Origin of the sequence: Streptomyces nogalater (assembly GCF_039532885.1) — a bacterium.
GTDB lineage: Bacteria > Actinomycetota > Actinomycetes > Streptomycetales > Streptomycetaceae > Streptomyces > Streptomyces nogalater.
In genome coordinates this window covers 91,324-115,961 of record NZ_BAAASM010000020.1, presented here as the reverse complement: position 1 = coordinate 115,961, position 24,638 = coordinate 91,324, and the positions used below count along the sequence as shown (strand labels likewise).

25 protein-coding genes are annotated in these 24,638 nt (G+C 73.8%); 12 read left to right on the top strand and 13 right to left on the bottom strand.

All coding sequences use genetic code 11. The features are described 5' to 3' along the window. Positions 1-169: 169 nt before the first annotated feature. The 4 genes from ABD350_RS16335 to ABD350_RS16320 all read right to left on the bottom strand — a co-directional run bounded on the left by ABD350_RS16335 (position 170) and on the right by ABD350_RS16320 (position 4,974). Positions 170-604, bottom strand: a complete 435-nt coding sequence (locus tag ABD350_RS16335; protein WP_344348828.1) for a subtilase-type protease inhibitor — start codon at positions 602-604, stop codon at positions 170-172. Between the two features lie 509 nt (positions 605-1,113). Then, complete coding sequence (locus tag ABD350_RS16330) at positions 1,114-1,491, bottom strand: hypothetical protein (RefSeq protein ID WP_030607468.1); 378 nt, start codon at positions 1,489-1,491, stop codon at positions 1,114-1,116. Between the two features lie 3 nt (positions 1,492-1,494). After that, the gene (locus tag ABD350_RS16325) at positions 1,495-1,734 is read right to left on the bottom strand and encodes a hypothetical protein (RefSeq protein ID WP_344348827.1); all 240 of its coding nucleotides are present in this window, start codon (positions 1,732-1,734) and stop codon (positions 1,495-1,497) included. A gap of 138 nt (positions 1,735-1,872) precedes the next feature. Beyond that, complete coding sequence (locus ABD350_RS16320) at positions 1,873-4,974, bottom strand: glycoside hydrolase family 2 TIM barrel-domain containing protein (RefSeq protein WP_344348825.1); 3,102 nt, start codon at positions 4,972-4,974, stop codon at positions 1,873-1,875. Between the two features lie 258 nt (positions 4,975-5,232). Between ABD350_RS16320 and ABD350_RS16315 the strand changes: the two genes are divergently transcribed. Then, on the top strand, positions 5,233-7,632 hold the full coding sequence (locus ABD350_RS16315) for a SpoIIE family protein phosphatase (RefSeq protein WP_344348824.1): 2,400 nt from the start codon (positions 5,233-5,235) through the stop codon (positions 7,630-7,632). Positions 7,633-7,652: 20 nt separating this feature from the next. Here the strand turns inward: ABD350_RS16315 and ABD350_RS16310 are convergent, their stop codons facing one another. Next, positions 7,653-8,204, bottom strand: coding sequence for an RNA polymerase sigma factor (locus tag ABD350_RS16310; RefSeq protein WP_344348823.1), 552 nt, complete (start codon positions 8,202-8,204; stop codon positions 7,653-7,655). Between the two features lie 46 nt (positions 8,205-8,250). Between ABD350_RS16310 and ABD350_RS16305 the strand changes: the two genes are divergently transcribed. From ABD350_RS16305 to ABD350_RS16290, 4 genes are all read left to right on the top strand, one after another. After that, the gene (locus ABD350_RS16305; RefSeq protein ID WP_344348822.1) at positions 8,251-9,642 is read left to right on the top strand and encodes a serine/threonine-protein kinase; all 1,392 of its coding nucleotides are present in this window, start codon (positions 8,251-8,253) and stop codon (positions 9,640-9,642) included. Positions 9,643-9,795: 153 nt separating this feature from the next. Continuing rightward, positions 9,796-10,524 carry a DUF4232 domain-containing protein gene (locus ABD350_RS16300; protein ID WP_344348821.1) on the top strand — a complete coding sequence of 243 codons (729 nt, stop codon included), beginning with the start codon at positions 9,796-9,798 and terminating at the stop codon, positions 10,522-10,524. Between the two features lie 49 nt (positions 10,525-10,573). Further along, positions 10,574-11,869 (top strand): SLC13 family permease, encoded by a 1,296-nt coding sequence (locus tag ABD350_RS16295; protein WP_344348820.1) that lies wholly within the window; start codon positions 10,574-10,576, stop codon positions 11,867-11,869. A gap of 54 nt (positions 11,870-11,923) precedes the next feature. Then, a complete protein-coding gene (locus ABD350_RS16290) occupies positions 11,924-12,445 on the top strand; it encodes a universal stress protein (RefSeq protein WP_344348818.1) in 522 nt (173 codons plus the stop codon). A 180-nt stretch (positions 12,446-12,625) separates the two neighbouring features. On the opposite strand, the gene ABD350_RS16285 is transcribed toward ABD350_RS16290, so the two are convergent. Further along, positions 12,626-13,594: an aldo/keto reductase gene (locus ABD350_RS16285; protein WP_344348817.1), complete on the bottom strand. Its 969-nt coding sequence runs from the start codon at positions 13,592-13,594 to the stop codon at positions 12,626-12,628. Between the two features lie 149 nt (positions 13,595-13,743). On the opposite strand from ABD350_RS16285, the gene ABD350_RS16280 reads away from it, so the two are divergent. Continuing rightward, on the top strand, positions 13,744-14,586 hold the full coding sequence (locus tag ABD350_RS16280) for an endo alpha-1,4 polygalactosaminidase (protein WP_344348816.1): 843 nt from the start codon (positions 13,744-13,746) through the stop codon (positions 14,584-14,586). Between the two features lie 51 nt (positions 14,587-14,637). Here the strand turns inward: ABD350_RS16280 and ABD350_RS16275 are convergent, their stop codons facing one another. Further along, entirely contained in the window at positions 14,638-14,838 is a 201-nt protein-coding gene (locus ABD350_RS16275) for a ferredoxin (RefSeq protein ID WP_189989789.1), read from the bottom strand. An 18-nt stretch (positions 14,839-14,856) separates the two neighbouring features. After that, positions 14,857-16,086 (bottom strand): cytochrome P450, encoded by a 1,230-nt coding sequence (locus ABD350_RS16270; RefSeq protein ID WP_344348814.1) that lies wholly within the window; start codon positions 16,084-16,086, stop codon positions 14,857-14,859. 298 nt (positions 16,087-16,384) lie between these two features. Here ABD350_RS16270 and ABD350_RS16265 point away from each other — a divergent pair, with 298 nt between their 5' ends. Further along, entirely contained in the window at positions 16,385-16,849 is a 465-nt protein-coding gene (locus ABD350_RS16265) for a nitroreductase family deazaflavin-dependent oxidoreductase (protein ID WP_344348813.1), read from the top strand. An 80-nt stretch (positions 16,850-16,929) separates the two neighbouring features. On the opposite strand, the gene ABD350_RS16260 is transcribed toward ABD350_RS16265, so the two are convergent. Then, entirely contained in the window at positions 16,930-17,982 is a 1,053-nt protein-coding gene (locus ABD350_RS16260) for a cation diffusion facilitator family transporter (protein WP_344348812.1), read from the bottom strand. Between the two features lie 97 nt (positions 17,983-18,079). Between ABD350_RS16260 and ABD350_RS16255 the strand changes: the two genes are divergently transcribed. Continuing rightward, the gene (locus ABD350_RS16255; protein WP_344348811.1) at positions 18,080-19,096 is read left to right on the top strand and encodes a glutathione S-transferase family protein; all 1,017 of its coding nucleotides are present in this window, start codon (positions 18,080-18,082) and stop codon (positions 19,094-19,096) included. 28 nt (positions 19,097-19,124) lie between these two features. Next, the gene (locus ABD350_RS16250) at positions 19,125-19,436 is read left to right on the top strand and encodes a DUF4235 domain-containing protein (protein ID WP_344348810.1); all 312 of its coding nucleotides are present in this window, start codon (positions 19,125-19,127) and stop codon (positions 19,434-19,436) included. A 100-nt stretch (positions 19,437-19,536) separates the two neighbouring features. Here the strand turns inward: ABD350_RS16250 and ABD350_RS16245 are convergent, their stop codons facing one another. Then, entirely contained in the window at positions 19,537-20,001 is a 465-nt protein-coding gene (locus tag ABD350_RS16245) for a pyridoxamine 5'-phosphate oxidase family protein (RefSeq protein WP_344348809.1), read from the bottom strand. 106 nt (positions 20,002-20,107) lie between these two features. Between ABD350_RS16245 and ABD350_RS16240 the strand changes: the two genes are divergently transcribed. Continuing rightward, the gene (locus ABD350_RS16240) at positions 20,108-20,620 is read left to right on the top strand and encodes a hypothetical protein (RefSeq protein WP_344348808.1); all 513 of its coding nucleotides are present in this window, start codon (positions 20,108-20,110) and stop codon (positions 20,618-20,620) included. A gap of 1 nt (position 20,621) precedes the next feature. Here the strand turns inward: ABD350_RS16240 and ABD350_RS16235 are convergent, their stop codons facing one another. Next, entirely contained in the window at positions 20,622-21,473 is an 852-nt protein-coding gene (locus ABD350_RS16235; protein WP_344348807.1) for a hypothetical protein, read from the bottom strand. Between the two features lie 225 nt (positions 21,474-21,698). Here ABD350_RS16235 and ABD350_RS16230 point away from each other — a divergent pair, with 225 nt between their 5' ends. Together ABD350_RS16230 and ABD350_RS16225 are read left to right on the top strand one after the other, a co-directional pair. Further along, positions 21,699-22,085: an anti-sigma factor antagonist gene (locus ABD350_RS16230; protein WP_344348806.1), complete on the top strand. Its 387-nt coding sequence runs from the start codon at positions 21,699-21,701 to the stop codon at positions 22,083-22,085. 163 nt (positions 22,086-22,248) lie between these two features. Continuing rightward, on the top strand, positions 22,249-23,481 hold the full coding sequence (locus ABD350_RS16225) for a ricin-type beta-trefoil lectin domain protein (RefSeq protein WP_344348804.1): 1,233 nt from the start codon (positions 22,249-22,251) through the stop codon (positions 23,479-23,481). A gap of 9 nt (positions 23,482-23,490) precedes the next feature. Here the strand turns inward: ABD350_RS16225 and ABD350_RS16220 are convergent, their stop codons facing one another. Next, positions 23,491-23,736 carry a hypothetical protein gene (locus ABD350_RS16220; RefSeq protein WP_344348803.1) on the bottom strand — a complete coding sequence of 82 codons (246 nt, stop codon included), beginning with the start codon at positions 23,734-23,736 and terminating at the stop codon, positions 23,491-23,493. 99 nt (positions 23,737-23,835) lie between these two features. Beyond that, positions 23,836-24,624: an SDR family oxidoreductase gene (locus tag ABD350_RS16215; RefSeq protein WP_344348802.1), complete on the bottom strand. Its 789-nt coding sequence runs from the start codon at positions 24,622-24,624 to the stop codon at positions 23,836-23,838. Between the last annotated feature and the right edge of the window lie 14 nt (positions 24,625-24,638).

The following is a 24,638-nucleotide window of genomic DNA, read 5'->3' as shown; positions in this document are numbered from 1 at the left end:
ACGGCCCCCCACGGACCGGCCGGGGAGCGGCTGTGTTGCCCGGAGCCGGCGGGCGGCCCCACTCCGCCCGCCTGCCCCGGTGCGAGATCGCAGGTTCCCCGTCCCAGGGGCCGCACTCCCCAGTTGCGGGCCTGATCCGGTGTTCACGGGGTTCCGTGCGATCCCGGTCCTAGAACGCGAAGAGGCTGCCGCCCACGGCATCCCTCATGCACGCGTTGCCGAAAGTGCGCTCGTAGGAGATGCGCTGGCCCTGCCAGACGCCCTGGAGCGTGACCACGACGGGCTCGTACACCTTGGTGCACATCACGCCGTCGGCGGGCTTGAGGGCGTCGAGGTCGCCATCGAGGCCGCGCAGCTCGGCGCAGGCCTCGGCCGGGGCGGGATGGGTGCCGGAGGCCGTGGGCGCGCAGCTCAGGGTGACGGCGCGGTCCGGAGTGGCCGTGGCCGCGTCGTTGCCGTGGCCGGTGGTGAGCACCAGCGCCGAGGGGGCGTAGAGCGACGACGGGGCGGCGCCCGGTGCAGCGACGGCGGCCCCGGTCAGGGGTCCGCAAACGGCGGCGGCCGTGAGGCCGAGGGCCGCTGCCCAGCGCGCGGTGTTCCGCATTGTGTGCATCCTTCCGCTCGAACAGACGGGTTGCCGGCTCCAGCCCGGTCGGGTGCCGGAGCGGCGTGCGCCACTCTGCCGAGTCCACCGCCGAAACTCACATCGAACCCACGGGTTTCAGTAACCTTTCGTGTTGAATCAGTGGCGTGAAGTCACGGAATTCGAACGCCGGGGCCCCGTAACAGAGCGGTTCCCCCGTCCGGGGGCGGGCCGGATGGCCGAAAAACAGCGTGTTGTTAATCGTCCTGAAACATTCCGACTCCGCCCACCCGAAGTCCCTTCATGACTCCCTGTGTTCATGAAGTGATCACCGCTCGGACGGTTCCTGTCCGGTCGTGACACCGGGCACCGCGCGCTCCCTCGCGCCCCGTGTGAAACGGGCGCGCACACCGGCCGGACGCGTACGCTCCCGAAGAACGCGGACCGGTGGTGGACTGGGCCCGGCCCTCCCCGAAAGGCCCCGCTCCGGCCGGCGGCTGCGGCGGCTTCCCCCGTCGGCCGGAGCGCGGTCAGATCTGCCAGGAGCGGAGCCGGTCGGCGGCGCCGTAGACGTCGGTCTTGCCGGAGATCAGGTCCCGGGCCAGGTCGACCAGAGCGCCGTAGGGCGGGTCGATGCCCGCCCCGCTGACGAACATGTAGGCGACGGCGGTGGCGCAGGCGAAGCGGGCGTTGGCGGCGGGCAGCGGCTTGAGCACGGCGAGGGTGTGCAGCAGGGCGGCGGCCCGCCAGGCCGCGTCGGAGTCGACGCCGAGCCGGGGCGGGTCCACCCGGTGCCGGGCGACGGCCGCGACCAGCGCCGAGAAGTCGTCCACGGCGGGCTGGTCGGGCAGGACCTCCTCGTGCCGCTGGAGCAGCCAGGGAACGTCGATATGGATGACGGAGGGCATCGGTCAGGCGGCCTCGCCCCGGCGGGGGCGCTCGTCGTCGGGGAAGGCCGCCGCGAACTCCTCGGCGTGGCCGGCGAAGAAGCGGCGGAAGGCCTCCGCGCCCTCCTGGAGGGCGCGGTGCCGGGCGATGTCGGCGGCGGCGGCCTCGCGCACCAGCGCCTTCATCGACGTCCCGCGCTCCTTGGCGATCTGGCGCAGGTCCTCTAGTTCCCGTTCGCTGAACTCCACGTTGAGAGCTGGCATGCCCTCACGGTACCGCGCGGGTACTCACGCGTAAATAACCCCAGGTGGGATGGTATACCGCTCGGTACCGGCCGCCCTCACCCAACCGACCGGCCCCCCTGCCCCCGGCCACGTCCGGCCGGCCTCGCCGCCCCCCTCTCACACGTCCAGTCGGCTGATGCGCACCGCTCCCTCCGGGCGGCCCGGGTGGGCGCTGGTGAGGGTCAGGCGCAGGCGGGAGCCGCGCACCGGGGCGAAGGTGAGGACCGTGGGAGTGTCGGACGCGGTGGCCCACCGCACCCGCGCCCCGGTCACCGGGACGTAGCGGCGCCCGTCCCACACCGCGGCCTCCACCCGCGCGGGCAGGGAGTGGCCCGCGTCGGCCGTGAAGGACACGGCCACCCGGTCGACGGTCCGGGCGCGCCCGAAGTCGACCGACACCCAGTCCTCGGGCCGGGCCCCGTCGAACGCGGGCAGCAGCGCGGTGGCCTGCTTGACGAAGGCGTTGGACCAGCCGGTGGCCGGATCGCCGTCCAGCATCGCGGCGGGCGGGGTGTCCGGGCGGCCGGAGTAGCTCGCGTCCGCGTACGGGTAGCCGGGCGGCGCGGGGTGGCCGGGCCGGAACACGGCGGGCGGGGTGGTGGCGGCCCGGCCGGCCGGGGTGGTACGCAGGCGGACGGTCCCCGGGCGCAGACCGTCCACCCGGGCGGTGACCTTGAGGGTGCCGGGCCGCGCGCCGGACCGGACGATGGCGAGCGCCTTGCCGTGGAAGGCGGTGCGGGTGCTCGCCTGGTAGCGCTCGGCGCTCTCCTGGCGGCCGTTGTCGACGCCGGCCAGAAAGCCGCCCGAGACGTCGAAGGCGATTCTGTGTCCGGCGTCGGGCACCACGACCCCGTGCGCGTCGGTGATCTCGGCGGTGACGAAGGCGAGCGAACGGCCGTCCGCGGGGAGGGACCCGCGGTCGGCGGTGAGGCGTACGGCGTGCGGGGCACCGGCCGTGCGCAGGACGTCACCGGCGACGACCTTGCCGTCCCGCCGGGCCACCGCCCTCAGCTCGCCCGGCTGATACGGCACCTTCCAGGTCAGGTGGAGTTTGCCGGCACTGCCGTTGGGGCTGGTGTAACTGCCCGGGTAGGGGCCGTCGGTGAAGGTCTTGTCGTCACCGGTGGCCTCGGTGGTCTCCAGGTAGGTGCGGCCGTCGGTGGTCTCCTTGACGTCGTACTCCCGTACGCCGAGCGACTTTCCGTTGAGGAACAGCTCGACCGTGGGCACGTTGGCGTACGCCCACACCTCGACGGTGTCGCCCTCCTCGTGGTTCCAGGTCATCGGCAGCAGGTGGACCATCGGCTCGGTCGTCCACTGGCTTTTGAACAGGTGGTACATGTCCTTGGGGAAGCCGGCCGTGTCGACGGCGCCGAAGAAGGACGCCTTCACCGGGAACACGTCGTACGGGGTCGGTTCGCCGATGTAGTCGATGCCGGACCACAGGAACTGTCCCGCGAACCACTTCCGGTCCCGGTCCTTCTTGTGCCCGTACTCGCCGCTCATCGTCCAGGAGGCGAGGTTGTTGTCGTAGGAGGAGACCTCCCGCCTGCCCGGGGTGTGGTTCTCGCCGGTGTTGAGGTGCTCGGGCTCCTGGTAGGTGCCCCGGGTGGAGGTCTCCGAGGAGGACTCGGACTCGAAGAGGAACAGGTGCGGGTAGGCGGCGTGCAGGGCGTCCACCGACTTGGCGGTGTTGTAGTTGAGGCCGAGGCCGTCCAGCTTGGCGAGCATCAGGTCGGCCGCCGAGCCCCTGGCGGGGGGCCGCCGGTACTTGTCGGAGCCGATGACGAGCGGCCGGGTGTCGTCGGCAGCCTTGATCGCGCCGATGATCCGGTCCGCCATGGCCAGGCCGGCGGGGGAGGTGGAGTCGGGGATCTCGTTGCCGATGGACCACAGCACCACGGCCGGTGAGTTGCGGGCGGCCATGACCATCTCGGTGGCGTCCTTCTCGCACCACTCGTCGAAGAACCGGCCGTAGTCGTACCTCGTCTTGCCGGTGCGCCAGCAGTCGAAGGCCTCGACCAGCAGCACGATGCCCAACTCCTCGCAGACCCGGATCAGTTCCGGCGCGGGCGGGTTGTGCGCGGTGCGCAGGGCGTTGACGCCCATCGACCGCATGATCCGCAGCTGTCTGCGGACGGCGTCGACGCTGATCGCGGCGCCGAGGGCGCCCTGGTCGTGGTGGAGGTCGACGCCCTTGATCTTGGCGGGGACGCCGTTGAGGGAGAAGCCCTCGTCGGGGTCGAAGCGGAAGGTGCGGATGCCGAAGGGGGTGCGCTGGGTGTCGGTGGTGCGGCCGGCCACGCACAGCTCGGTGTGCAGGGTGTAGCGGTGTTCCGGGGTCGTGAAGTCCCACAGCAGGGGGTCGGGGACGGTCAGTTCGTGGGTCGTGGCGGCCTCCCCGGCGGCGGCGACGCCGATCGCGGTGGCGCTACGGGCCACGGTCCGGCCGTCGGGGCCGGTGATCCGGGAGCGGATCTCCACGTCCGCGGCGGCGCCGGCGTCGTTGCGCGCGGTCGTGCGCACCCGCACCAGCGCCCGGTCCGCATAGACCTCCGGGGTGGTGACGTACGTCCCCCAGCGGGCGACGTGCACCGGCTCGGTGATCACCAGGCGGGCCTCGCGGTAGATGCCGCTGCCGGAATACCAGCGGCTGCTGGGCAGTTGGTTGCGCACCCGGACCGCGAGGACGTTGGGCGTGCTGCCGTCGGTGTGCACCAGGCCGGTGAGGTCGAGGGCGAAGCCGGTGTAGCCGTAGGGGTGGCGGCCCGCCTCGGTGCCGTTGCAGTAGACGTGGGCGTCCATGTAGACGCCGTCGAACTCCACCGCGATCCGCCGGCCGGCGCAGGACCGCGGGAGGGTGAAGGCGAGCCGGTACCAGCCGAGGCCGCCCGGGAGGAAGCCGGTGCCGCCGGTGGTGTGGTGCTCGGTGGTGGGGGTCTGCTCGATGCTCCAGTCGTGGGGTACGGCCACCTCGCGCCAGGCCGAGTCGTCGTACTCCGGGCCGGCGGTGCGCGCCGGGTCGCCGGCCGGGTCCGTGGCGCCGACCGGGTCGCAGAGGTGGAACCGCCAGCCGTCCCGCAGCGGCACGGTGTGGCGTCCGCCGGCGCCGGACACCTCGGCGGCGAGGGCGGCCGGGGCCGCCGTGAGGGCCGGGAGCGTTCCGGCCGCGGGTGCTGCCGTGGCCGCGACCAGGACCGACCTGCGCGTGACCGTCATAGGCGGATCCCCCATCGGGATTCAGGAAACAGGACTCAGGACTCGCGGCTCAGCATGAATCAGAACCGCTCATAATTGATCGTGAACAAACAGATTCTGACGTCCTGCTCCACGCGGTCGTCAAGAGTCCGGACGGGACGTTCGGCCAGTCGGCCATCCGGCCCCGGTGCCGCCGCTCGCCGGAGGGCTTCACGCACTACGCTGGAACCCGAGTGGTGCCACCTGTTCACCGAGAGTGTGCGCTGGGGAGCGGCGACGATGAGCCGGGTCTATCCGTTCGACGACGCGGGCACGGCACGGGCTGTCATCGGCGAGGACGGCACGCTGACGGAGTGGAACGAGGGGGCCGTCCGCCTGCTCGGCCACCCGGCGGACGCCGTCCTGGGCCGCCCCGCCGCCGGACTGCTGGCCGCCGGCGCCCCCGCCCCGGCCGCGCCCCCAGGCCCGCGCTGGGAGGGCACGATCGCCCTGCGCCACCGCGACGGCCGTACCGTCTCCGTGTGGCTGCTCGCCCACCACCGCCCGCCGCGCGACGGCCGGCCGGGCGACTGGCTCGTGGTCACCCCGCTCGCCGGCACCGGACCGTCCGCCGCCGAGGACCCGCTCGCCGAGGCGGGCCTGGTCCAGTCGCCCTGCGCGATCGCCGTGTACGACGACCGGCTGCGGCTGCGCCGGATGAACGAGGCGATGGCCGCCGTCGTCGGGCTGCCCGAGGAGCGGGTCCGGGGGCTGCGGATCGCGGAGATCGGCGGCAAACCGCAGAGCGAGGAGCTGGAACGGGACCTGCTCAAGGTGCTGACCTCGGGCCGGCCGCTGGACGTGCAGACCTTCCTGCGCACCGGCGGCGAGGACCGGGCGCACGCCTGGCTGGCCCGGATGGCGCCGGTGCGGGACCGGGCGGGCCGGGTGCGGGGCGTGTCCCTGGCCGCGCACGACATCACCGACAACCAGCGGGCCCGGCAGCGGCTCCAGCTGGTCAACGAGGCCAGCGTGCGCATCGGGACCACGCTGGACGTCACCCGTACCGCCCAGGAACTGGCCGACGTGTGCGTGCCCGCGCTCGCCGACTTCGTCAGCATCGATCTGCTCGACCCGCCGGACGGCCACAGCGAGCCCCCGGCCCGCGTCACCACGCCGGTGCGGCTGCGCCGGATCGCCCAGCAGTCGGTGCTGCCCGGCGTACCGGAGGCGGTGATCGGCCCCGGGCAGACGGAACGGTACCCGCGGTCGTCCCCGCAGGCGGACGCGCTGGCCGCGGGCCGCACCATCGCCGCCCCGCTGACGGCCGGCGCCATGGACCGGTGGCTGGACTGGCACGACGAGCGCGGCACACGGGCGCGGGAGTACGGCGTGCACTGCGCGATGTCGGTGCCGATCCAGGCGCGCGGGCTGACCCTCGGGGTCGCGGTGCTGTGCCGGCACCGGCGCCCGGACGCGTTCACCCCGGACGACGTGCTGCTGGCCGAGGAGATCACCGCGCGGGCCGCCGTCTGCATCGACAACGCCCGCCGCTACTCGCGCGAGCGGGAGACGGCGCTCGCCCTCCAGCGCAGCCTGCTGCCCCGCTCGCTGCCGCACACGGCCGCGCTGGAGGCCTGCTCCCGGTATCTGCCGGCCGCGCGCGCCGGGGTGGGCGGGGACTGGTTCGACGTGATCCCACTGTCCGGGATGCGGGTCGCGATGGTCGTCGGGGACGTGGTCGGGCACGGCATCCGGGCCTCGGCCACCATGGGCCGGCTGCGCACCGCCGTGCGCACCCTGGCCGACATCGACCTGGCCCCGGACGAGCTGCTGACCCACCTGGACGACCTGGTGCTGCGGCTCTCGGACGAGTCCGGGACCACCAGCGCCGGCGAGGCGGGCAGCCCCGGCGAGGTCGGCGCCACCTGTCTGTACGCCGTCTACGACCCGGTGTCCCGGCGCTGCGCCCTGGCCCGCGCCGGCCATCCGCCGCCCGTGGTCCTGGAGCCGGGCGGCGTACCCCGCGCGCTGGACCTGCCCGCCGGTCCCCCGCTGGGCCTGGGCGGGCTGCCGTTCGAGTCCGCCGAGGTGGAGCTGCCCGAGGGAACGGTCCTCGCGCTGTACACGGACGGGCTGGTGTGGTCCCGGGAGCGGGACCCGGAGACCAGCCGGGAGATGCTCCACGCGGCGCTCGGGGCGTACGCCGGCTCCCTGGACGAGACCTGCGACCGGGTCCTGCACACCCTGCTCCCCTACGGCGGCGCCCCCGACGACGTGGCCCTGCTGCTCGCCCGCACCCGGGGCCTGCCCGCCTCGCAGGTGGCGACCTGGGACATCCCCGCCGACCCGGCGCTGGTCGCGCCGATCCGCAAGCAGGTCGTGGAGCAGTTGTCCGACTGGTCGCTGAGCGAGGCGACGTTCACCACCGAGCTGGTGGTCAGCGAGCTGGTCACCAACGCCATCCGGTACGGCGCCCACCCCATCCGGCTCCGGCTGATCCACGACGCGAACACGCTGACCTGCGAGGTCTTCGACGCCAGTCACACCGCCCCGCATCTGCGGCGGGCCAAGGTCTTCGACGAGGGCGGCCGGGGCCTGCTGCTGGTCGCCCAGCTCACCCAGCGCTGGGGCAGCCGGCACACGGCGGAGGGCAAGACGATCTGGGCCGAGCTGCCGCTGTTCGAGCAGGACCGGTAGGGCGCGTGGAAGCCACCGGTCTACGCCGAGGCGGCCAGCCAGGGCCGTACCCGCTTGCGGGCCTCGTGCAGCCGGGACTTGAGCGTGCCGAGCGGGATCCCGGCGCGTTCGGCCGCCTCGGCGTAGTCGAGCCGGCAGATGTCCCGGTAGACCAGCGGCGCGACCAGCTGCGGATGTTCCCGCTCCAGCCGCTCCAGGGCCTCCAGCAGATCGACCCGGGAACCGGCGATGACGCTGGTGGTGCGCGGGTCGACGGCGTGGCCGGGGTCGATGGCGGCGGGCTGTTCGGCGGCCCGGCGTTTCAGCTCGCGGTACTTCTGCCGGCAGCAGTTGGCGACGACGGTGTACAGCCAGGTGCCGAAGCGGCTGCGGCCCTCGAAGCCCGTGATGTGCCGGGCCACTTGGAGCAGCACGTCCTGGGCGGCCTCCTCGGCGTCCTCCCGGCAGGGCAGGAAGCGGCCGCAGCGGCGCACGGTCTCGGGCCGGATCTCGGCCAGCAGCAGCTCCAGGGCCGTGCCGTCGCCGGCGGCGGCACGGCGGGCGAGTTCCTCGGTCGACGTCCGGTCCGGCACGGCCAGGCCCCCTTCACGTCGGTCTCGGGCCAGGCATGATAGCCGTATGCAGCCCCCGGAGCGGATCGGCCGGTACCGTCTCGAACGGCCGCTGGGCAGCGGCGCGTTCGCGCTGGTGTGGCTCGCCCACGACCCCGAGCTCCAGGCGCCGGTGGCGGTGAAGGTCCTCGCCGAGAACTGGGCCCACCGGCTCGATGTGCGCGAACGCTTCCTGTCCGAGGCCAGGTTGCTGCGCCGGGCCGGCTCCAGCCGGGTGGTGCAGGTCTACGACATCGGCGAACTACCCGATGGCAGGCCGTACTTCGTGATGGAGTACGCCGGCGGCGGGAGCCTCGCCGAGCTGGCGGCGGGCGGTGCGCTGCCGGTGCCCGAGGCGCTGACGCTGACCGCCGAGGCCGCGCGCGGGGCCGCCGAGCTGCACGAGGCGGGCATCGTGCACCGCGACATCAAGCCGGCCAATGTGCTGCTGGGCACCGCCCCGGACGGCTCCCGGCGGGTGCTGCTGGCCGACCTGGGCCTGGCCAAGAGCCTCGCACAGGCCTCGGTGCTGACGCTGGCGGCGGGTTCGGCCGGGTACCGGCCGCCGGAGCAGGCCGAGCCGGGGACGGGCATCGACGCGCGGGCGGACGTCTACAGTTTGGGCGCGGTCGGCTACGAGCTGCTCACCGGGACCGTGCCGGGACCGCCGGGCAAGGTGGTGCCGCCCCGGCGGCTGCGGCCGGAGCTGGGCGAGGACGTGGCGCGGGCGCTGCTGCGCGCGCTGGAGCCGGACCGGGCGCGGCGCTGGCCGGGCGCCCTGGCGTTCGCGCGGGAACTGGACCGGCTGGCCGCGCGGCCCCCGGCACCGTCCGCGCGGCGGCTGGGCCGGCTGCGCGCCCGGGCCGGCCCGGTGACCCTGGCACTCGCCGCGGTCCTCGCCGCCGGCGCCGCCGCGGTCGTGGTGACCGTGGACCCGCACCGGGACGGCGGCGGGCCGGACCGGGTGCGGATCACCGACGCCGGCGGGCGGGTCACGCTGACGGTGCCCGCCGGCTGGGGCCGCGAACTGCGCGGCTCGGGCTGGGACCCGCGGGTGCTCGGGCTGGCGGCGGGGCACGAGCCGGGCCTGGTCGTGGCCGACGACCTCTCCCGCTGGCCCGACCTGACGGCACCCGTGGACGGGGTGTTCGCCGGCGTCAGCGCGCGCGGCGACGTCATCGCCGAGGTCGCGGCGCTCACCCACCCCGGCTGCCGCTACACGGGCGCCCGCGACTTCGCCGACGCCCGCTGGCACGGGCTGGTCCGGTCCTGGAGCGGCTGCCCGGACGGCGGCTCGGTCACCGAGTCCGCGCTGGCCCCGGCGGGCGGTGCCGCCCGGCCGCAGGTGTATGTGCAGATACGCCAACGGGGTGACGGCGACGCGACCGACGGCGTACTGCGTTCGCTGCGGCTGGCCTGAACGGCGCCTGCCGAGGGGCGAATCGGGGAAAAGAACCCGCGTGCCCCGAACTTTTCCGGCGGTCCGCGCATCGGACGGGGAGAAACGGCGCACCCGGCGCACCAGGCACGCACCCCGGTCGCGTGCCACGACCCTTCAGGAGTGTTGAACGACATGGTGCACACCCCCCGGTCCGCGCGGCGCGGGGCCCTGCTCGTGAGCACGGCCGCCATGCTGGGCCTGCTGGCCGGCTGCGGCAACGGCAGCGGCGCGGACGTCCGCAGCGATCCGCCGGCCGGTTCTCCCGGTACGGCCGCCCCCGCGCGGGAGACCCCCGGCCCCCCGGCGTCCGCCCCGGCCACCGCCACCGCCTCCGCCCCGGACACGGCCTCCGCCCCCGGCCGCACCGCCTCGCCGGCCCCGCCGCGGACGACGGCGCCCCCGGACGGTCCGACGGCCGCCGTCCCCGCGACGAGCGCGGGCGGCTCCCGCTGCCACACCTCCGAGCTGCGGGCCTCGGTGGGCCGCAACGACCCGGGCGCCGGCCAGGAGAACTTCCCGGTGGTGCTCACCAACACCTCCGGCCGCACCTGCACCCTGCGCGGCTATCCGGGCGCGGCCTTCGTCAACGCCTCCGGTGGTCAGGTCGGCGCCGATCCCAAGCGGGCACCGGGCACCCCGGTCACCGTCACGGTCCGGCCGGGGCAGAGCGCCTGGGCCGGGCTGACCTTCTCCAACCCGGAGGTCAGCGGGGCGAGGGCGGCCACACCGGCGGGGCTGCTGGTCACCCCGCCGGACGAACGGGACGCGCTGCGGGTGGCCTGGCCGGGCGGCCCGGTCCCGGTCTCCGGCAACGCCTCGTCCGTCCGGCTGACGGTGCTGAGCCCGGGCACGGGCCCCTGACCGGACCCTTACCGAGCCCTGACCGGTCCCTGGCCTCCGGTCTGTTTTCATGGGCGGGCAACCCCGTGATCACTCCCCCGAAGGACTCGCCCTGAACACCCCGCTCGCCGCGGCCCTGTCCGCCGCTTTGCTGGTCGCCGTGCTGGCCTGGGCCGTCGTACGGCCCTTCGGCCGGGCGGAGGCGGTCATGGCCGTACCCGCCGCCGGGATCGCGGTGGCCACCGGCGCCATCTCGCTCGCGCACGCCCGCGCCGAGGCCGAGCGGCTGGGCCCGGTGGTCGGCTTCCTGGCGGCCGTGCTGGTCATCGCCCACTTCTGCGACGTGGAGGGGCTGTTCCAGGCGTGCGGGGCGTGGACGGCCCGGTGGGCGGCCGGCCGCCCGGTGCGGCTGCTGTCCGCCGTGTTCGCGCTGGCGTCGGCGATCACCGCCGTGCTCAGTCTGGACGCGACGATCGTGCTGCTCACCCCGGTGGTGTTCGCCACGGCCGCGCGCACCGGCGTACGGCCCAAACCGCATGTGTACGCCTGCACGCATCTGTCGAACACGGCCTCGCTGCTGCTGCCGGTGTCCAATCTGACGAACCTGCTGGCGTTCGCGGCGAGCGGGCTGAGCTTCACCCGGTTCGCGGCGCTGATGGCCCTGCCGTGGCTGGCCGCGATCGGCGTCGAGTACCTGGTGTTCCGGCGGTTCTTCGCCCGTGACCTCGCCGCGGCGGCCCCGGCGGACCGGGCCGCCGGCACCCCGCCGCGCCTGCCGCTGTTCGCGCTGGTGACCGTGGGCTGCACACTGGCCGGGTTCGTGGTGGCGTCGCTGTTCGGCGTCGAACCGGCCTGGGTGGCGGCCGGGGGCGCGCTGGTGCTGGCCGGGCGGGCGCTGGCGCGGCGCCGGGCGACCCCGCTGACGGTCGTACGGGCGGCGTCCCCGGCCTTCCTGGCGTTCGTCCTGGCGCTGGGCATCGTGGTGCGGGCGGTGGTCGACAACGGGCTCGCGGACGTGCTGGACCATGTGGTGCCGGACGGCACGGGGCTCGCCGCGCTGCTCGGGACCGCCGCGCTGGCCGCGCTGCTGGCCAACCTGATCAACAACCTGCCCGCGGTGCTGGTCCTGCTGCCGCTGGCGGCCCCGGCCGGGCCGGGGGCGGTCCTCGCGGTGCTGCTCGGGGTGAACATCGGCCCGAACCTCACCTACGCCGGATCGCTGGCCACGCTGCTGTGGCGCCGGATCGTGCACCAGCACGAGCACGACGTGAACCTCGGGGAGTTCACCCGGCTCGGTCTGCTCGCCGTGCCGTCGTCCCTCGCGGTCGCGGTGGTGGCACTGTGGGGTTCGTTGCTGGTTCTCTGAGGGGCCGGCGGGTTGCGCTGTCGGAAACGCGGGTGGCGGCGGGAGGTTCGGCGGATGCGGGTGATCGCCTGGCTGGTGGAGGGCACCTGGCCGGCCTGCGTGGACGCGGTGCGCGCGCACGCGCCCCGGGCCGCCGAGGTGGTGCTGCTCCATGTGAGCGGCCCCGAGGTGCCGGCGGTGGCGCACGGGGCCTTCGACGGGCTGCTCGGGCGCGGTCACCGCTCGGGGCACCGCCCGGCCGAGGGCTGGGAGCGGGATCCGGGGGACCGGCTGGAGGCGCTCGGCGGCACGTCGGCGTCCGCGCTGCTGGACGCGGCGGCCCGGCGGCTGGGCCGGCCCTGTGTGCGCGAGGAGCGGTCGGGCCGGGCCGAGCGGGAGGTGGTGGCCGCCGCCGAGGGGGCGGGGCTGCTGGTGCTGGCGCGGGACGGGGACCGGACCCGGCTCGGGCCGAGGAGTCTCGGCCCCGCGGCCCGGTTCGCCGTCGACCACGCGCCCTGCCCGGTCCTGCTGGTGTGGCCGGAACCGGCCCCCGGCCTGACCACGATCCCGCCACCGCCACCGCATCACCGGCCGTGACCCGACGGCCCGATACGACCGTCCCTCACGGGGCGTGAGTCCCCACCGGAGGGCCGGACAGCCGGACGGGCCCCGTGGGGCGGTCGGTGACGGCCGCCCCACGCCGGCTTCACGGCGCGGAGCCGCCGGTCGCGGCCGTCCCGCGCCGCCCGGCGGGCCCACCGGCCCGACCGCGCGCGGTCAGTGACCGCTGACCGCGTGCGGGGTGTACGGCCGCTGCAGCTCCTCGATCTCCTCGCCGGTCAGCTCCAGGCCGACCGCGGCCACCGCGTCCTCGATGTGCCCCGGCTTGGCGGCGCCGACGATCGGTGCCGTCACGGTGTCCTGGTGCAGCAGCCAGGCGAGGGCCACCTGGGCGCGCGGCACGCCCCGGCCGGCCGCGATCCGGGAGACCGCCTCGACGATCGCGCGGTCGCTCTCCGGGTACAGCCCGCTGCCGAACTCGTCGGTGGCGCTGCGTCCGGTGACGGTGCCCCAGTCGCGGGTGAGCCGGCCCCGGGCGAGCGGGCTCCACGGCAGCACGCCGACGCCCTGGTCCGCGCACAGGGGCAGCATCTCCCGCTCCTCCTCGCGGTAGAGCAGGTTGTAGTGGTTCTGCATGGACACGAACTTCGTCCAGCCGTGCCGCTCGGCGGTGTACTGCGCCTTGGCGAACTCCCACGCGTACATCGAACTGGCCCCGATGTAGCGCACCTTGCCCGCCTTGACCAGGTCGTGCAGCACCTCCATCGTCTCCTCGATCGGGGTGGCGTGGTCGTAGCGGTGGATCTGGTACAGGTCGACGTAGTCGGTGCCGAGGCGGCGCAGGCTGTGGTCGATCTCGGTCATGATGGCCTTGCGGGACAGACCGGCCCCGTTGGGACCCGGCCGCATCCGGCCGTGCACCTTCGTGGCCAGCACGATCTCGTCACGCCGGGCGAAGTCCCGCAGGGCCTTGCCGACGATCTCCTCGCTGGTGCCGTCGGAGTAGACGTTGGCGGTGTCGAAGAAGGTGACGCCCGCCTCCAGCGCCTGCCGGATCAGCGGGCGGGACGCCTCCTCGTCGAGGGTCCACTCGTGCGTGCCGCGGTCCGGCACGCCGTACGTCATACAGCCCAGACAGATCCGCGACACGTCCAGGCCGGTCGAACCGAGCTTCACGTACTGCATCGTTGCTGCTCCTGCCGTCGAGACGATGATCAGTGGCGAGCCTACGACGTGGCCCGGGAAGCGACTTGACGACGGCGGCGGACGGACGATTTGATCCTGGGACGTGCCGCGCCGCCCGGCGTGGGCAGGATGGAGCGGACGTGCCCCCCATGGGTGTTCCCCGCGCCCCGGGGTCGCGCAGGGCCCTGGGCGCCTTGGCGGCGGCCCTGGCCGTCACGGTGTCGGCGCTGGCCGGCTGTGCGTCCGGCGACCGGGACGAGGACGGTTCCGGCAGACCCGCCGCGGTGCGGCTGCCCCCGAAGGGTGCCGGTTTCGACTACCAGATCGGCGGCGCCTATCCCCCGCCCCGGGGCGTGCGCGTGGTCAGCCGCGACCGGTCCGACTCCCCCGCCCCGGGCCTGTACAACATCTGCTACGTCAACGCGTTCCAGGCCCAGCCCGCCGAGCGCTCCTCCTGGCCGGCCGATCTGCTGCTGCGCGACGGGCGCGGCGGACTCGTCGTCGACGAGGACTGGGACGAGCCGTTGCTGGACATCCGCACCCCGGCCAAGCGGGAGCGGGTGGCGAAGCGGGTGAACGGCTGGATCGACGGCTGCGCGGACAAGGGCTTCGACGCCGTCGAACCCGACAACTACGACAGCTACACCCGCTCCGACGGACTGCTCACCACGGCCGACGCGACCGCGTTCATGGCCCTGCTGTCCCGGCACGCGCACGCCCGGCACCTGGCCATCGCGCAGAAGAACACCGCGGAACTGGCCGGCCTGCGCGCGCGGGCGGGACTGGACTTCGCGGTGACGGAGGAGTGCGGTCAGTACGACGAGTGCGGGGTGTACGCCGAGGCGTTCGACGACCGGGTGGTGGACATCGAGTACACCGACCACGGCCTGGACGCGGCCCGCGCCCGCTGGGGCGGCCGGCTGAGCATCGTCCGCCGGGACCGGGACGTGTCCACCCCGGGCAGCGCGGCCTACGTCCGCGCCGTGCGGTAGCGGCACGGCCACGGCGGTACGGCGCCCGGGGCCGCCGTACCGCCGTACCCGTCAGGCGGTGCGCTCCCGCACGGTGATCGCGCTGACCGGGCAGGCGCGGGCGGCCTCCCGGACCATCGGGTCGGTCACGCCGTTCTCCTGGCCGGGCAGCAGGGTGCTGTAGCCGTCGTCGTCCTGGGTGAAGACGCCCGGTGCCGCCAGCGCGCACTGCCCGGCGCCGATGCAGACGTCCTGGTCGATATCGATGTCGATGTGCATGAACGAAGCCTCTTACCAGGTCACGGGGAGTTCCAGCATCCCCTGGATCGTGTCGCCCGGTTTGAAGGGAATGTCCTTCGCCGGTACGGCCAGACGGAGCCCGGGCAAGCGGGTGAACAGGCTGCCGAGAGCGATCTCCAGTTCCGCGCGGGCCAGGTTCTGGCCCAGGCACTGGTGGATGCCGAAGCCGAACGCCACGTGGTGCCGGTCGGCGCGGTGGAAGTCCAGGTCGTCCGGGTCGTCGTAGACGGCCGTGTCCCGGTTGATGACCGAGGTGGAGAAGAGGACGCCGTCGCCGGCCCGGATGGTGGTGCCGTCGATCTCGATGTCCTCCAGCGCCACCCGTTGCAGCCCCTCGGCGATGGACAGCATCCGCAGCAGTTCCTCGACGACGGCGGGCAGCAGCGCGGGGTCGGCGCGCAGCTCGGCCAGGCGCTCGGGGTGCTGGAGCAGCGTGTAGGTGCCCAGGGAGATCATGTTGGCGGTCGTCTCGTGCCCGGCGACCAGCAGGATGACGGCGAGCGACACCAGGTCGGTCCGGTCCAGCTCGCCCTTGCGGAGCCGGTTGTGGACGAGCTCGTCCAGGATGCCGTCGCCGGGCTCGGCCTCCTTGGCCTTGGCGTCGATCAGGTCGCCGAGGTACGTCTCCAGCCGGTCCCGGGCGTCCAGGGTGTCGGCGCTGGTCGAGGCGCTCAGCAGTCGGCGGGACTGCTCCTCGAAGAACTCGTGGTCGGCGTAGGGCACGCCGAGCAGTTCGCAGATGACCATGGACGGCACGGGCAGCGCGAAGGCGGACACGAGGTCGGCGACCGGCCCCCGGGTGATCATGGCGTCCAGCAGTCCGTCGACGATCCGCTGGATCCAGGGGCGTAGCGCGGTGGCGCGTTTCACGGTGAACGACGGGATCAGCATCCGGCGCTGCTGCTGGTGCTCGGGGTCGTCCAGTCCGAGCAGGGCCAGCTTGCGGTCGCGTCCGCCCTCGAAGCGGGGGGTGGGCACGGGGAAGCCGTCGCGGCGGCGGTCGGTGGACAGCCGGGGGTCGGCGAGCAGGGTGCGGGCGGTGGCCTGCGCGGTGACCAGCCAGACCTCACGGCCGTCGTAGAGGGTGACCCGGGACAGGGGCCGCCCGTCGCGCAGCGGGTCGTAGCCGGTCGGGGGGTGGTAGGGGCAGGTGCGGTCCTGGGGGAATGCGACGGGTTCGGCCGCGTCGGCCGGGCCGGTGGTGTCCGTCAGTTCCGTCATGGAAAGACCTCGCAGACGAGTGAGGTGCGTCGTGCCGATCTTCATTAGATGCCCCAGGCATCTATAGGTCGACGGGAAGTTCGGCCACTTCGGCGACCTTCGCCTTCTGGCCGAAGTACCCCGGCTCCCGGGGTCGAGAACCGGCCACCGCCGCGGGACCACTGCGCCGCACGAGGTGCGGGTGGCGACGGCCCGTGAGGGAAGCACCGCGCGCGGTACGGATGTTTCCGGCGGCCACGGTTGTTGACGCTCGTGGCGGATGACCGCCGGCCGGATGACATGAAAGGAATCGGATCCCATGCCTCTTGAGGGCGAGTACGAACCCAGCCCGGAACAATGGGTGCGCGAGCAGGTCGAGTTGTACGAGAGCTCCGGCGGGACGAAGGGAACGACGCTGCTTGACACCGGGCTGCCGGTGATCGTGCTGACCACCCGGGGCGCGAAGAGCGGGAAGCTCCGCAAGACGCCGCTGATGCGGGTGGAGCACGAGGGCCGGTACGCGGTGGTCGCCTCCCTCGGCGGTGCGCCCAAGCACCCGGTCTGGTACTTCAACGTCAAGGCCGACCCGCACGTCGAGCTGCAGGACGGCCCGGTGAAGCGGGACATGCGGGCCCGGGAGATCACCGGGGCGGAGAAGGCCGAGTGGTGGGAGCGGGCGGTGGCCGCGTATCCACCGTACGCCGACTACCAGCGCAAGACCTCCCGGGAGATCCCCGTCTTCGTGCTGGAACCGCTTGCCGAGGGCTCCCCCGGCCAGAGCTGATTTTCGGCCGGGAACCGCCGCGTTTCAGAAAAATCTGTTCCGGGCTCGTGTGAACCGGCACGGCTCCGGGCACTCGTCGGTCAGGCCCCGCCGCGTTCCCCCGTCGCGGCGGGGCTTTCCTGTGCCCCGCCCCCGGCACGGTCGGTGACGTCGAGAAAGATCTGGCCGGCGTCCGGGAACGTCCGGGCGAGGGACCGCTTGATGCGGTCGGCGACCTCCTCGACGCGTTCGCTGTCCAGACCCGGCATCAGATCGATGCGGGCCGCGACCAGGGTGGAGTCGAGGCCCAGCTTCATGGTGAACAGCGCCTCCACGCTGTCGATCTCCGGCTGCGCCCGCAGCAGCGCCCGGATCCTGCCGCTCAGCTCCGGGTCGGCGGCCTCCCCGATCAGCTGGTCGCGGGCGTCGCGGCCGAGCCGGTAGGCGACGTAGACCAGCAGCACCCCGATGGCCAGCGAGGCGGACGCCTCCCACACGGCCTGCCCGGTCACCATGTGCAGGGCCATGCCGACCAGGGCGAGCGTCACGCCGAGGACCGCCGTGCCGTCCTCGGCGACCACCGTGCGCAGCGCGGGGTCGCGCAGCCCGCCGAGGCCGCCGCCCTCCCAGCGCACCTGGTGCAGGGCGCGCAGCAGCGAGCCGGCCTCGGCGGCCAGCGCCACACCCAGCACGATCAGGCCCGCCACATAGCCGCCGAACTCCTCCTCGGCGCCGCCGTGCAGCGCCTCCAGGCCCTGGAAGAAGGAAAAGCAGCCGCCCATGACGAAGATGCCCACGGCGGCGAGCAGGGACCAGAAGAAGCGTTCCTTGCCGTAACCGAACGGGTGCCGGGTGTCGGCCGGGCGGCGGCTGCGGCTCAGCGCGGCCAGCAGGAAGACCTCGTTGAGGCTGTCGGCGACCGAGTGCGCGGCCTCCGACAGCAGCGCGGGCGAGCCGGCGAGGACACCGCCGACCGCCTTGGCGACGGCGATCACCAGATTGGCCGCGAGGGCGACGAGAACGGTGACCCGGGTGGACCGGTCGCCCTCGGCGCCGCTCCGGGAGCCGGGGCCTTGGTGGGCAGGGGCGTCGGAGGTGGGGGCGGGGTCGCTGTGACCGCCGGTGTCGCGCCGGTTCGAGGATGTTCCGCTCACCTATCGGCGGTTGCCCCCGACCGGGCCCCTCACACCGTGCGGTCCGCGCGAAACGGGGAACGCGTGGGCCAGGGGGACCGGCCGACGAGGAGGAGACATGGGCGGCGACGGCAACAGCGCCTACGGACACCGGGCGTTCACCAGGTCCCGGAGCCACTTCGGTGACCGGATCACCGCCGACGGCCGGGACGGCTGGTCGGTGGAGGCCGGCCGCTACCGGCTGGTGGTCTCCCGCGCCTGTCCGTGGGCGAGCCGGGCGGTGATCTCGCGCCGTCTGCTGGGGCTGGAGGACGCGCTCTCGCTGGCCGTCGCCGATCCGGTCCAGGACGACCGCAGCTGGCGGTTCACCCTGGACCCGGACGGCCGGGACCCGGTGCTCGGCATCCGGTTCCTGAGCGAGGCCTACGACCGGCGGGAGACGGGCTATCCCGGCGGGGTCAGCGTGCCCGCGATCGTGGACGTCCCCAGTGGGCGGCTGGTCACCAACGACTACCAGCGCATCACCCTGGACCTGGCCACCGAGTGGACCGCCCTGCACCGCCCCGGCGCGCCGGACCTGTACCCGGCCGCCCGGCGCGCGGAGATCGACGAGGTGATGGCCGAGGTGTACGAGGACGTGAACAACGGGGTCTACCGGGCCGGGTTCGCCACCCGGCAGCGGGAGTACGAGGAGGCGTGCGCGGCCGTCTTCCGGCGGCTGGAAGTGATCGGCGAGCGGCTGGCCGAGCAGCGCTATCTGGTCGGTGACACCCTCACGGAAGCGGACATCCGGCTGTTCACCACCCTCGTCCGGTTCGACGCCGTCTACCACGGCCACTTCAAGTGCAACCGCTGGAAGCTGGCGGAGCACCCGGTGCTGTGGGCATACGCCCGTGACCTGTTCCAGACGCCCGGTTTCGGCGACACGGTCGACTTCGACCACATCAAGCGGCACTACTACCAGGTGCACACCGGCATCAACCCCACCGGGATCGTGCCGCTCGGCCCCGATCTCGGCGGCTGGCTCACCGAGCACCACCGGGCGGAGCTGGGCGGCCGGCCGTTCGGTGACGGCACGCCGCCGGGGCCGGTCCCGCCGGGCGAACGGGTGGCCCCCCGGGGACGGCCCGCATGAGGGCCGCCCGACGAGGAAGGAGTCACACATGGCCAAGAACGACAAGCACAAGAAGAAGAAGCTCCCGCTCGTCTACCAGCCGTTCGGCTTCGCGCTCAGCTGGGCGGGCGGCGCGCTGGCCGGGCTGGCGTTCCGCAAGGCGTGGAAGGTGATCCGGCACGAGGACGACGCGCCCGACGCGCTGGACCCGGACCGCGGCTGGGGCGAGATCCTGCTGGCGGCGGCGGTCCAGGGGGCGATCTTCGCGGTGGTACGCAGCGCCGTGGACCGCACCGGCGCGAAGGCCATCGCCCGCTCGACGGGCGTATGGCCGACGACGGACAAGGGCGGCCGCGACTGACCGGCCCCGCCACGGGGCGGCCGGGGTGGGCCGGCGGACGGTGGTGACCGGAGCGGGCCCGCGCCCGGCCGCCCCTCTCCCCCGCTCCCCGCTCCCGGGCTCAGTCGGCGGCCAGCCACCGCCCGTCGCGCATCAGATCGCGGCCGTGGAGTTCGTTCGCCTCCCGCCAGGCCCGGACCCGCTGCGGAACGACCCTGAAGTACAGGTAGCGGTCGGCCAGTCGGCGTGGGTCGAAGCCGGTCTTGCCGGCGAACACCTCGGCGTCCTCCTCGGGGAGGTCCTCAGGGGTCACCGCCTGGGCGACGCCCTCGACCAGGACGACGTCCCGGGTGGGACCGATACCGAGCCGGGCCCTGCCGGTGGCCACGAGGTTCCGGCCGGTGGGGCTGTCGGCCGCGGTGGCGATCAGCAGCGAGGTGCCGTCCCACACGAACGACAGCGGCACGAGATGGGGCGCCGCACCGTCGGGAGCGGCGGTGGCCACCCACGCGTCGACGTCGTTCTCCAGCCGGTGGAGGGTGTCCTTCGTGCGCTGCGCGGCGGAGCGGGCGGGGGGCGGTGTCATGGTGTGCGGCCTTCCTCTTCGCGCTGACCGTTCCGTTCAGTGTGGTCATGAGTCCGCGATGCCCGCCAGGCCGTCGCATCCTGTGCACCGCGTAGGGTGGTCCCCCGTGGGAAGACCGAGCCCCGTCGCATCCGCGGTCACGCTGGCCGTCGTAGCCGCTCTCGCCGCCGGCTGCGGCAGCGGTGGCGGCGACGCGCCCGACGCCGGCCGCGAGCCATCCGCCCGCCCCTCGTCCCCGGCGGCGCGCTCACCGGTCCCGGGCCGTGCCGACAGCATCCCCGGTGACACCGTGACCAAGGCACCGGCCCTGCCCGATGGCGAGGTGGTCGCTCAGGCCGTGAACGCCGTCGGCAGCCGGGAGCTGGATATCAAGGGCGGTCTCAAGAGCGGTGCCCTCGCGGTTCTCGTGCACTGCGAGGGCGAGGGCGGGCTGACGGTGGAGGTCGAACCGGTCGGGCTGCGCTTCCCGGTGGAGTGTGGCGCCGGAGAAGTCGGCAGCGTCTACAACCGGCTGGAGCTGAAGGAGTCCCGGGAGCAGGGGACGGTGAGCGTGACCGCGCCGTCCACGGTCCGGTGGGCGATCACCGTCGGCCACCGGGAGACCCGCGCCGCCGCATAGGTCAGTCGCAGCCGAAGTCGTCCGTCACACGCGGCCAGGCCTCCACGCCGCCGGGCGTGCGGACGTAGGCGGTCTGTTCGCCGTCGGTCAGCCACAGGTGCCGGCCGCCGCGGTGGTAGCCGGTGTCGCGGGCGTCGGCGGGCATGCGGACCTGCGCCCGGTACGGGGCGCGGAGCAGGCCGTAGCCGGCGAGCACGCCATAGGGGTCGCGGGCGTACGTCCTGTCGTCCAGGGTGAGCAGATGGGCGGACTGCCAGTCGCAGTGTTCCGCTCCCGGCGAGCTGTGCAACCTGCCGACCGGCACCCTGCGGCCCGCGCGGTCGGTCCAGATCTCCCAGCCGGTGCCGGCCGTGAAGCTCTCGGGGAGTTCGGCCGGGTCGCAGGAGGCGCTGGTCTCCGGGCCCCAGCCGGGCCTCCCCCGCTGGTCCCTGGCCACGACGACGGCCACCTTCGTGCGGCCGCCGACGTCGTAGGAGTACAGCACCCGGTCCGGCTCTCCGCGCTCCACCCGGTAGCCGTGGTCGGGCAGTTCCGGCTGGACCATGTCGAAGTAGAGGGCCAGCCCCTCCTCGGGGGTGGTGCCGCCGTCCGCCTTGCTCCACTCGTCGGGGCCGAGGCCGTCGAAGATCTCCCCGTCGCACTCCAGTGCCCGGCCGGCCGACCCGGAGGCCAGACGGAGCGCGCGGGGGCCGCTCTCGTCCACTTCCCTGGTGGGCGCGTCGAGCGGGCCGCCGTAGGGGGTGGCCGGCGGGCTCCCTTCCACCACCAGGTCCGGCCGGGGGCCGTCGTCGCAGCCCGCCGCCGTCACGGCGGTCACCATCGTCAGCACCACCGCTGTGATCACCCTGCGCATGCCCGCCCCTGTCCCCTGTGTGTCCCTGTGGTCCGGAGTCTCCGACGCCGGAGCGGGCGGAGACGTTCCGGCGCCGTCGAACAGGCCGCGCTCGACCCGCGCCGACGGTTGACGCCTCGAAGTCGACGACATATGTCAATCGAACATGCTCAAATTCCTCACAACAACGGTAACTTGACGGTCGTAAAACGACGTCGGTGTGTGCGGGTGGGAGGTGGTGCCGAGGTGCGACAGGAACCTGTGTCCCTCACCCGGCAGCTGGGCGTGTACGCCTACCGCGGGCACACGGTGCTGGAGTTCCGGGGCGAGATCGACCTCGTCGCCGCCGCGGAGATCGGCCCGTTCCTCGACCGGGTCACCGGCCGGGCCGGCGTGCGGGCCGTGCTCGATCTGCGGCCGGTGGAGTTCTTCGACTGCTCGGGGCTGCGGTTGCTGTACCGGGCGCGCTCCCGGGTCCTGGAGCGCGGCGGACAGCTGCACCTGGTGTGCACGCACCCGCTGACGCTGCGGGTCATCCGGGTCACCGGCCTGGCGCGGCTGCTGCCCCCGCACCCGGGCCTGGACGCCGCGCTGGACCGTCCGGCGCCCGGCGGGCCGGACCGGGCGCCGTGAACCGAGCCGGGGAGTTGGCGTCGGGGCGGCGGTAGGGCCCGTACGCGCCGGCGCCGACGCCTGGTCCGTACCAGAGTATTGACGCCCCCTTATCTCACCCCTTAAATCAAGACACGCATCCCGCGGGACCCCCCACGACCACCCCCACGAGAAACGGAGAGCCATGGCCTCCCCACGCCTGCTCCGCAGATGTCTCCTCGCCGCCCTGTCCGCCGCGCTGATCGGTTCCGCCGCCGTCGGTCCGGCGCGCGCCGAGAGCGCCGCCCCGGCGGCCGCCGCCGTCACCACCTTCTCCGACACCTTCGACGGGCCCGCGGGCGCGGCGGTCGACGGTTCCAAGTGGACGCTGGAGACCGGCGACAACGTCAACAACCACGAACGGCAGTACTACACCTCGGGCACGAAGAACGCGGCCCTGGACGGCCAGGGCCACCTGGTGATCACGGCCCGCAAGGAGAACCCGGCCGGCTACCAGTGCTGGTACGGCAGTTGCCAGTACACCTCGGCCCGGCTGAACACCGCCGGGAAGTTCACCGCCCAGTACGGTCATGTCGAGGCGCGCATGAAGGTCCCGCGCGGGCAGGGCATGTGGCCGGCGTTCTGGATGCTCGGCACCCCGGTCAACTGGCCGGACTCGGGCGAGATCGACGTGATGGAGAACGTCGGCTTCGAGCCGTCGACCGTGCACGGCACCCTCCACGGCCCCGGCTACTCCGGCTCGGGCGGCATAGGCGCGGGCTACACCCTGCCGAACGGCCAGGCCTTCGCGGACGCCTTCCACACCTTCGCCGTCGACTGGGCGCCCGACTCGATCACCTGGTCGGTGGACGGCAACGTCTACCAGCGCCGCACCCCCGCCGACCTGGGCGGGAAGACCTGGGTGTTCAACAAGCCGTTCTTCCTGATCCTGAACCTCGCGGTCGGCGGCTACTGGCCCGGCGACCCGGACGGCTCCACACAGTTCCCGCAGACACTCGTGGTGGACTCGGTGTCGGTGACGACGGGCGGCAGCGCCGCCGGGGTGCCGATCCGGGGCCTGGCGGGCAAGTGCGCGGACGTGGCCGGCGCGAACCCCGCGAACGGCACCCCGGTCCAGCTCTACGACTGCAACGGCACGAACGCGCAGTCCTGGACCGTCGGTTCGGACGGCACGCTGCGGGCGCTCGGCAGGTGCCTGGACGTCAGCGGCGGCGGCACCGCCGACGGCACCCCCGTCCAGCTGTGGGACTGCAACGGCAGCCCCGCCCAGAAGTGGGCTCTCCCGGCGGCCCGCGACATCGTCAACCCGCAGGCGGACAAGTGCCTCGACGTTACCGGGAACAACCCGGCCAACGGGACGCGCTTGCAGATCTGGACCTGCACGGGCGGCGCCAACCAGAAGTGGACGGTCGGCTGAGCGGTCCGCTCAGCGCGGCCGCCAGGTGTACTTGTCCCCGCCCACGAACCGGATCACGTCCGGGTCGTCGAGATCGTGAATGGTGATGCCGTGAGAGGCCGCCGCCTCCAGGACGTCGGTGACGGTCCTGGCCTCACCGACGACCTGACCGTCGATCTCCATGATCCGGAACGGCGGCTCGCCCGGCTTGCCCGGGCACACGCCGAGGACCAGGATCCGCGGGTGGGAGATGTAGGGAGCTGCTTGTTCGGTCATGGAATAGAGCCTAGAACGCTCGGCGGGCCGACGGGCGGTCCACGGCGGCCGGCCGGGAGACCGCGGCCGGCCGCCCCGGCCGCAGCCGCGCCCGGCCGCTCATGGGCGGCGCCAGCCGTCGCTGGTCAGATGGGATCCGGCCTGCGGGCCCATGCGCAGCATGCCGCCGTCGACGTTCCAGGAGGCGCCGGTGACGTACGAGGCGTCGGGGCTCGCCAGGAACGCGATCACGGCGGCCACCTCGCGGGCGTCGCCGGGCCGGCCGAGCGGCACGCCGGGGCGGCGCACGGTGTGCACGTCGGTGTCCTCCTGGCCGGTCATCGGGGTGGCGATCTCACCGGGCGCGACCGCGTTCACCGTGATGCCGTACTCGGCCAGCTCCAGGGCCATCACCTGGGTGAGCAGACCGAGCCCGCCCTTGGCCGCGCAGTACGGGGCGGCGCCGACCCGGGGCTGGTGCTCGTGCACCGAGGTGACGTTGACGATCCGGCCGCCGTCGCCCTGCTCGATCATCCGGCGCGCGGCCCGCTGGCCCAGCAGGAAGGGGCCGACGAGGTCGACGTCCAGGACCCGGCGCACATCCGCCAGGGTGAGGTCGAGGTACGGCGTCATCGTGCCCGTACCGGCGTTGTTGACCAGGACGTCGATCCGGCCCAGCTCCTCGCACAGCTCGTCCACGGTGTCGGCGGCCTCGGGCAGCCGGGTCAGGTCCAGCCGGGTCACGGCGGCGCGGCGGCCGTGCGCGCGGACCCGCTCGGCCGTCTCCTCGGCGCCCTTGTCGTCGGTGTGCCAGGTGATCCCGACGTCCAGACCCGCCTCGGCCAGGCGTACGGCGGTGGCGCGGCCGATGCCGGAGTCCGCGCCGGTGACGATGGCCGCTTTGGGCATGACCGGCCTCCTCT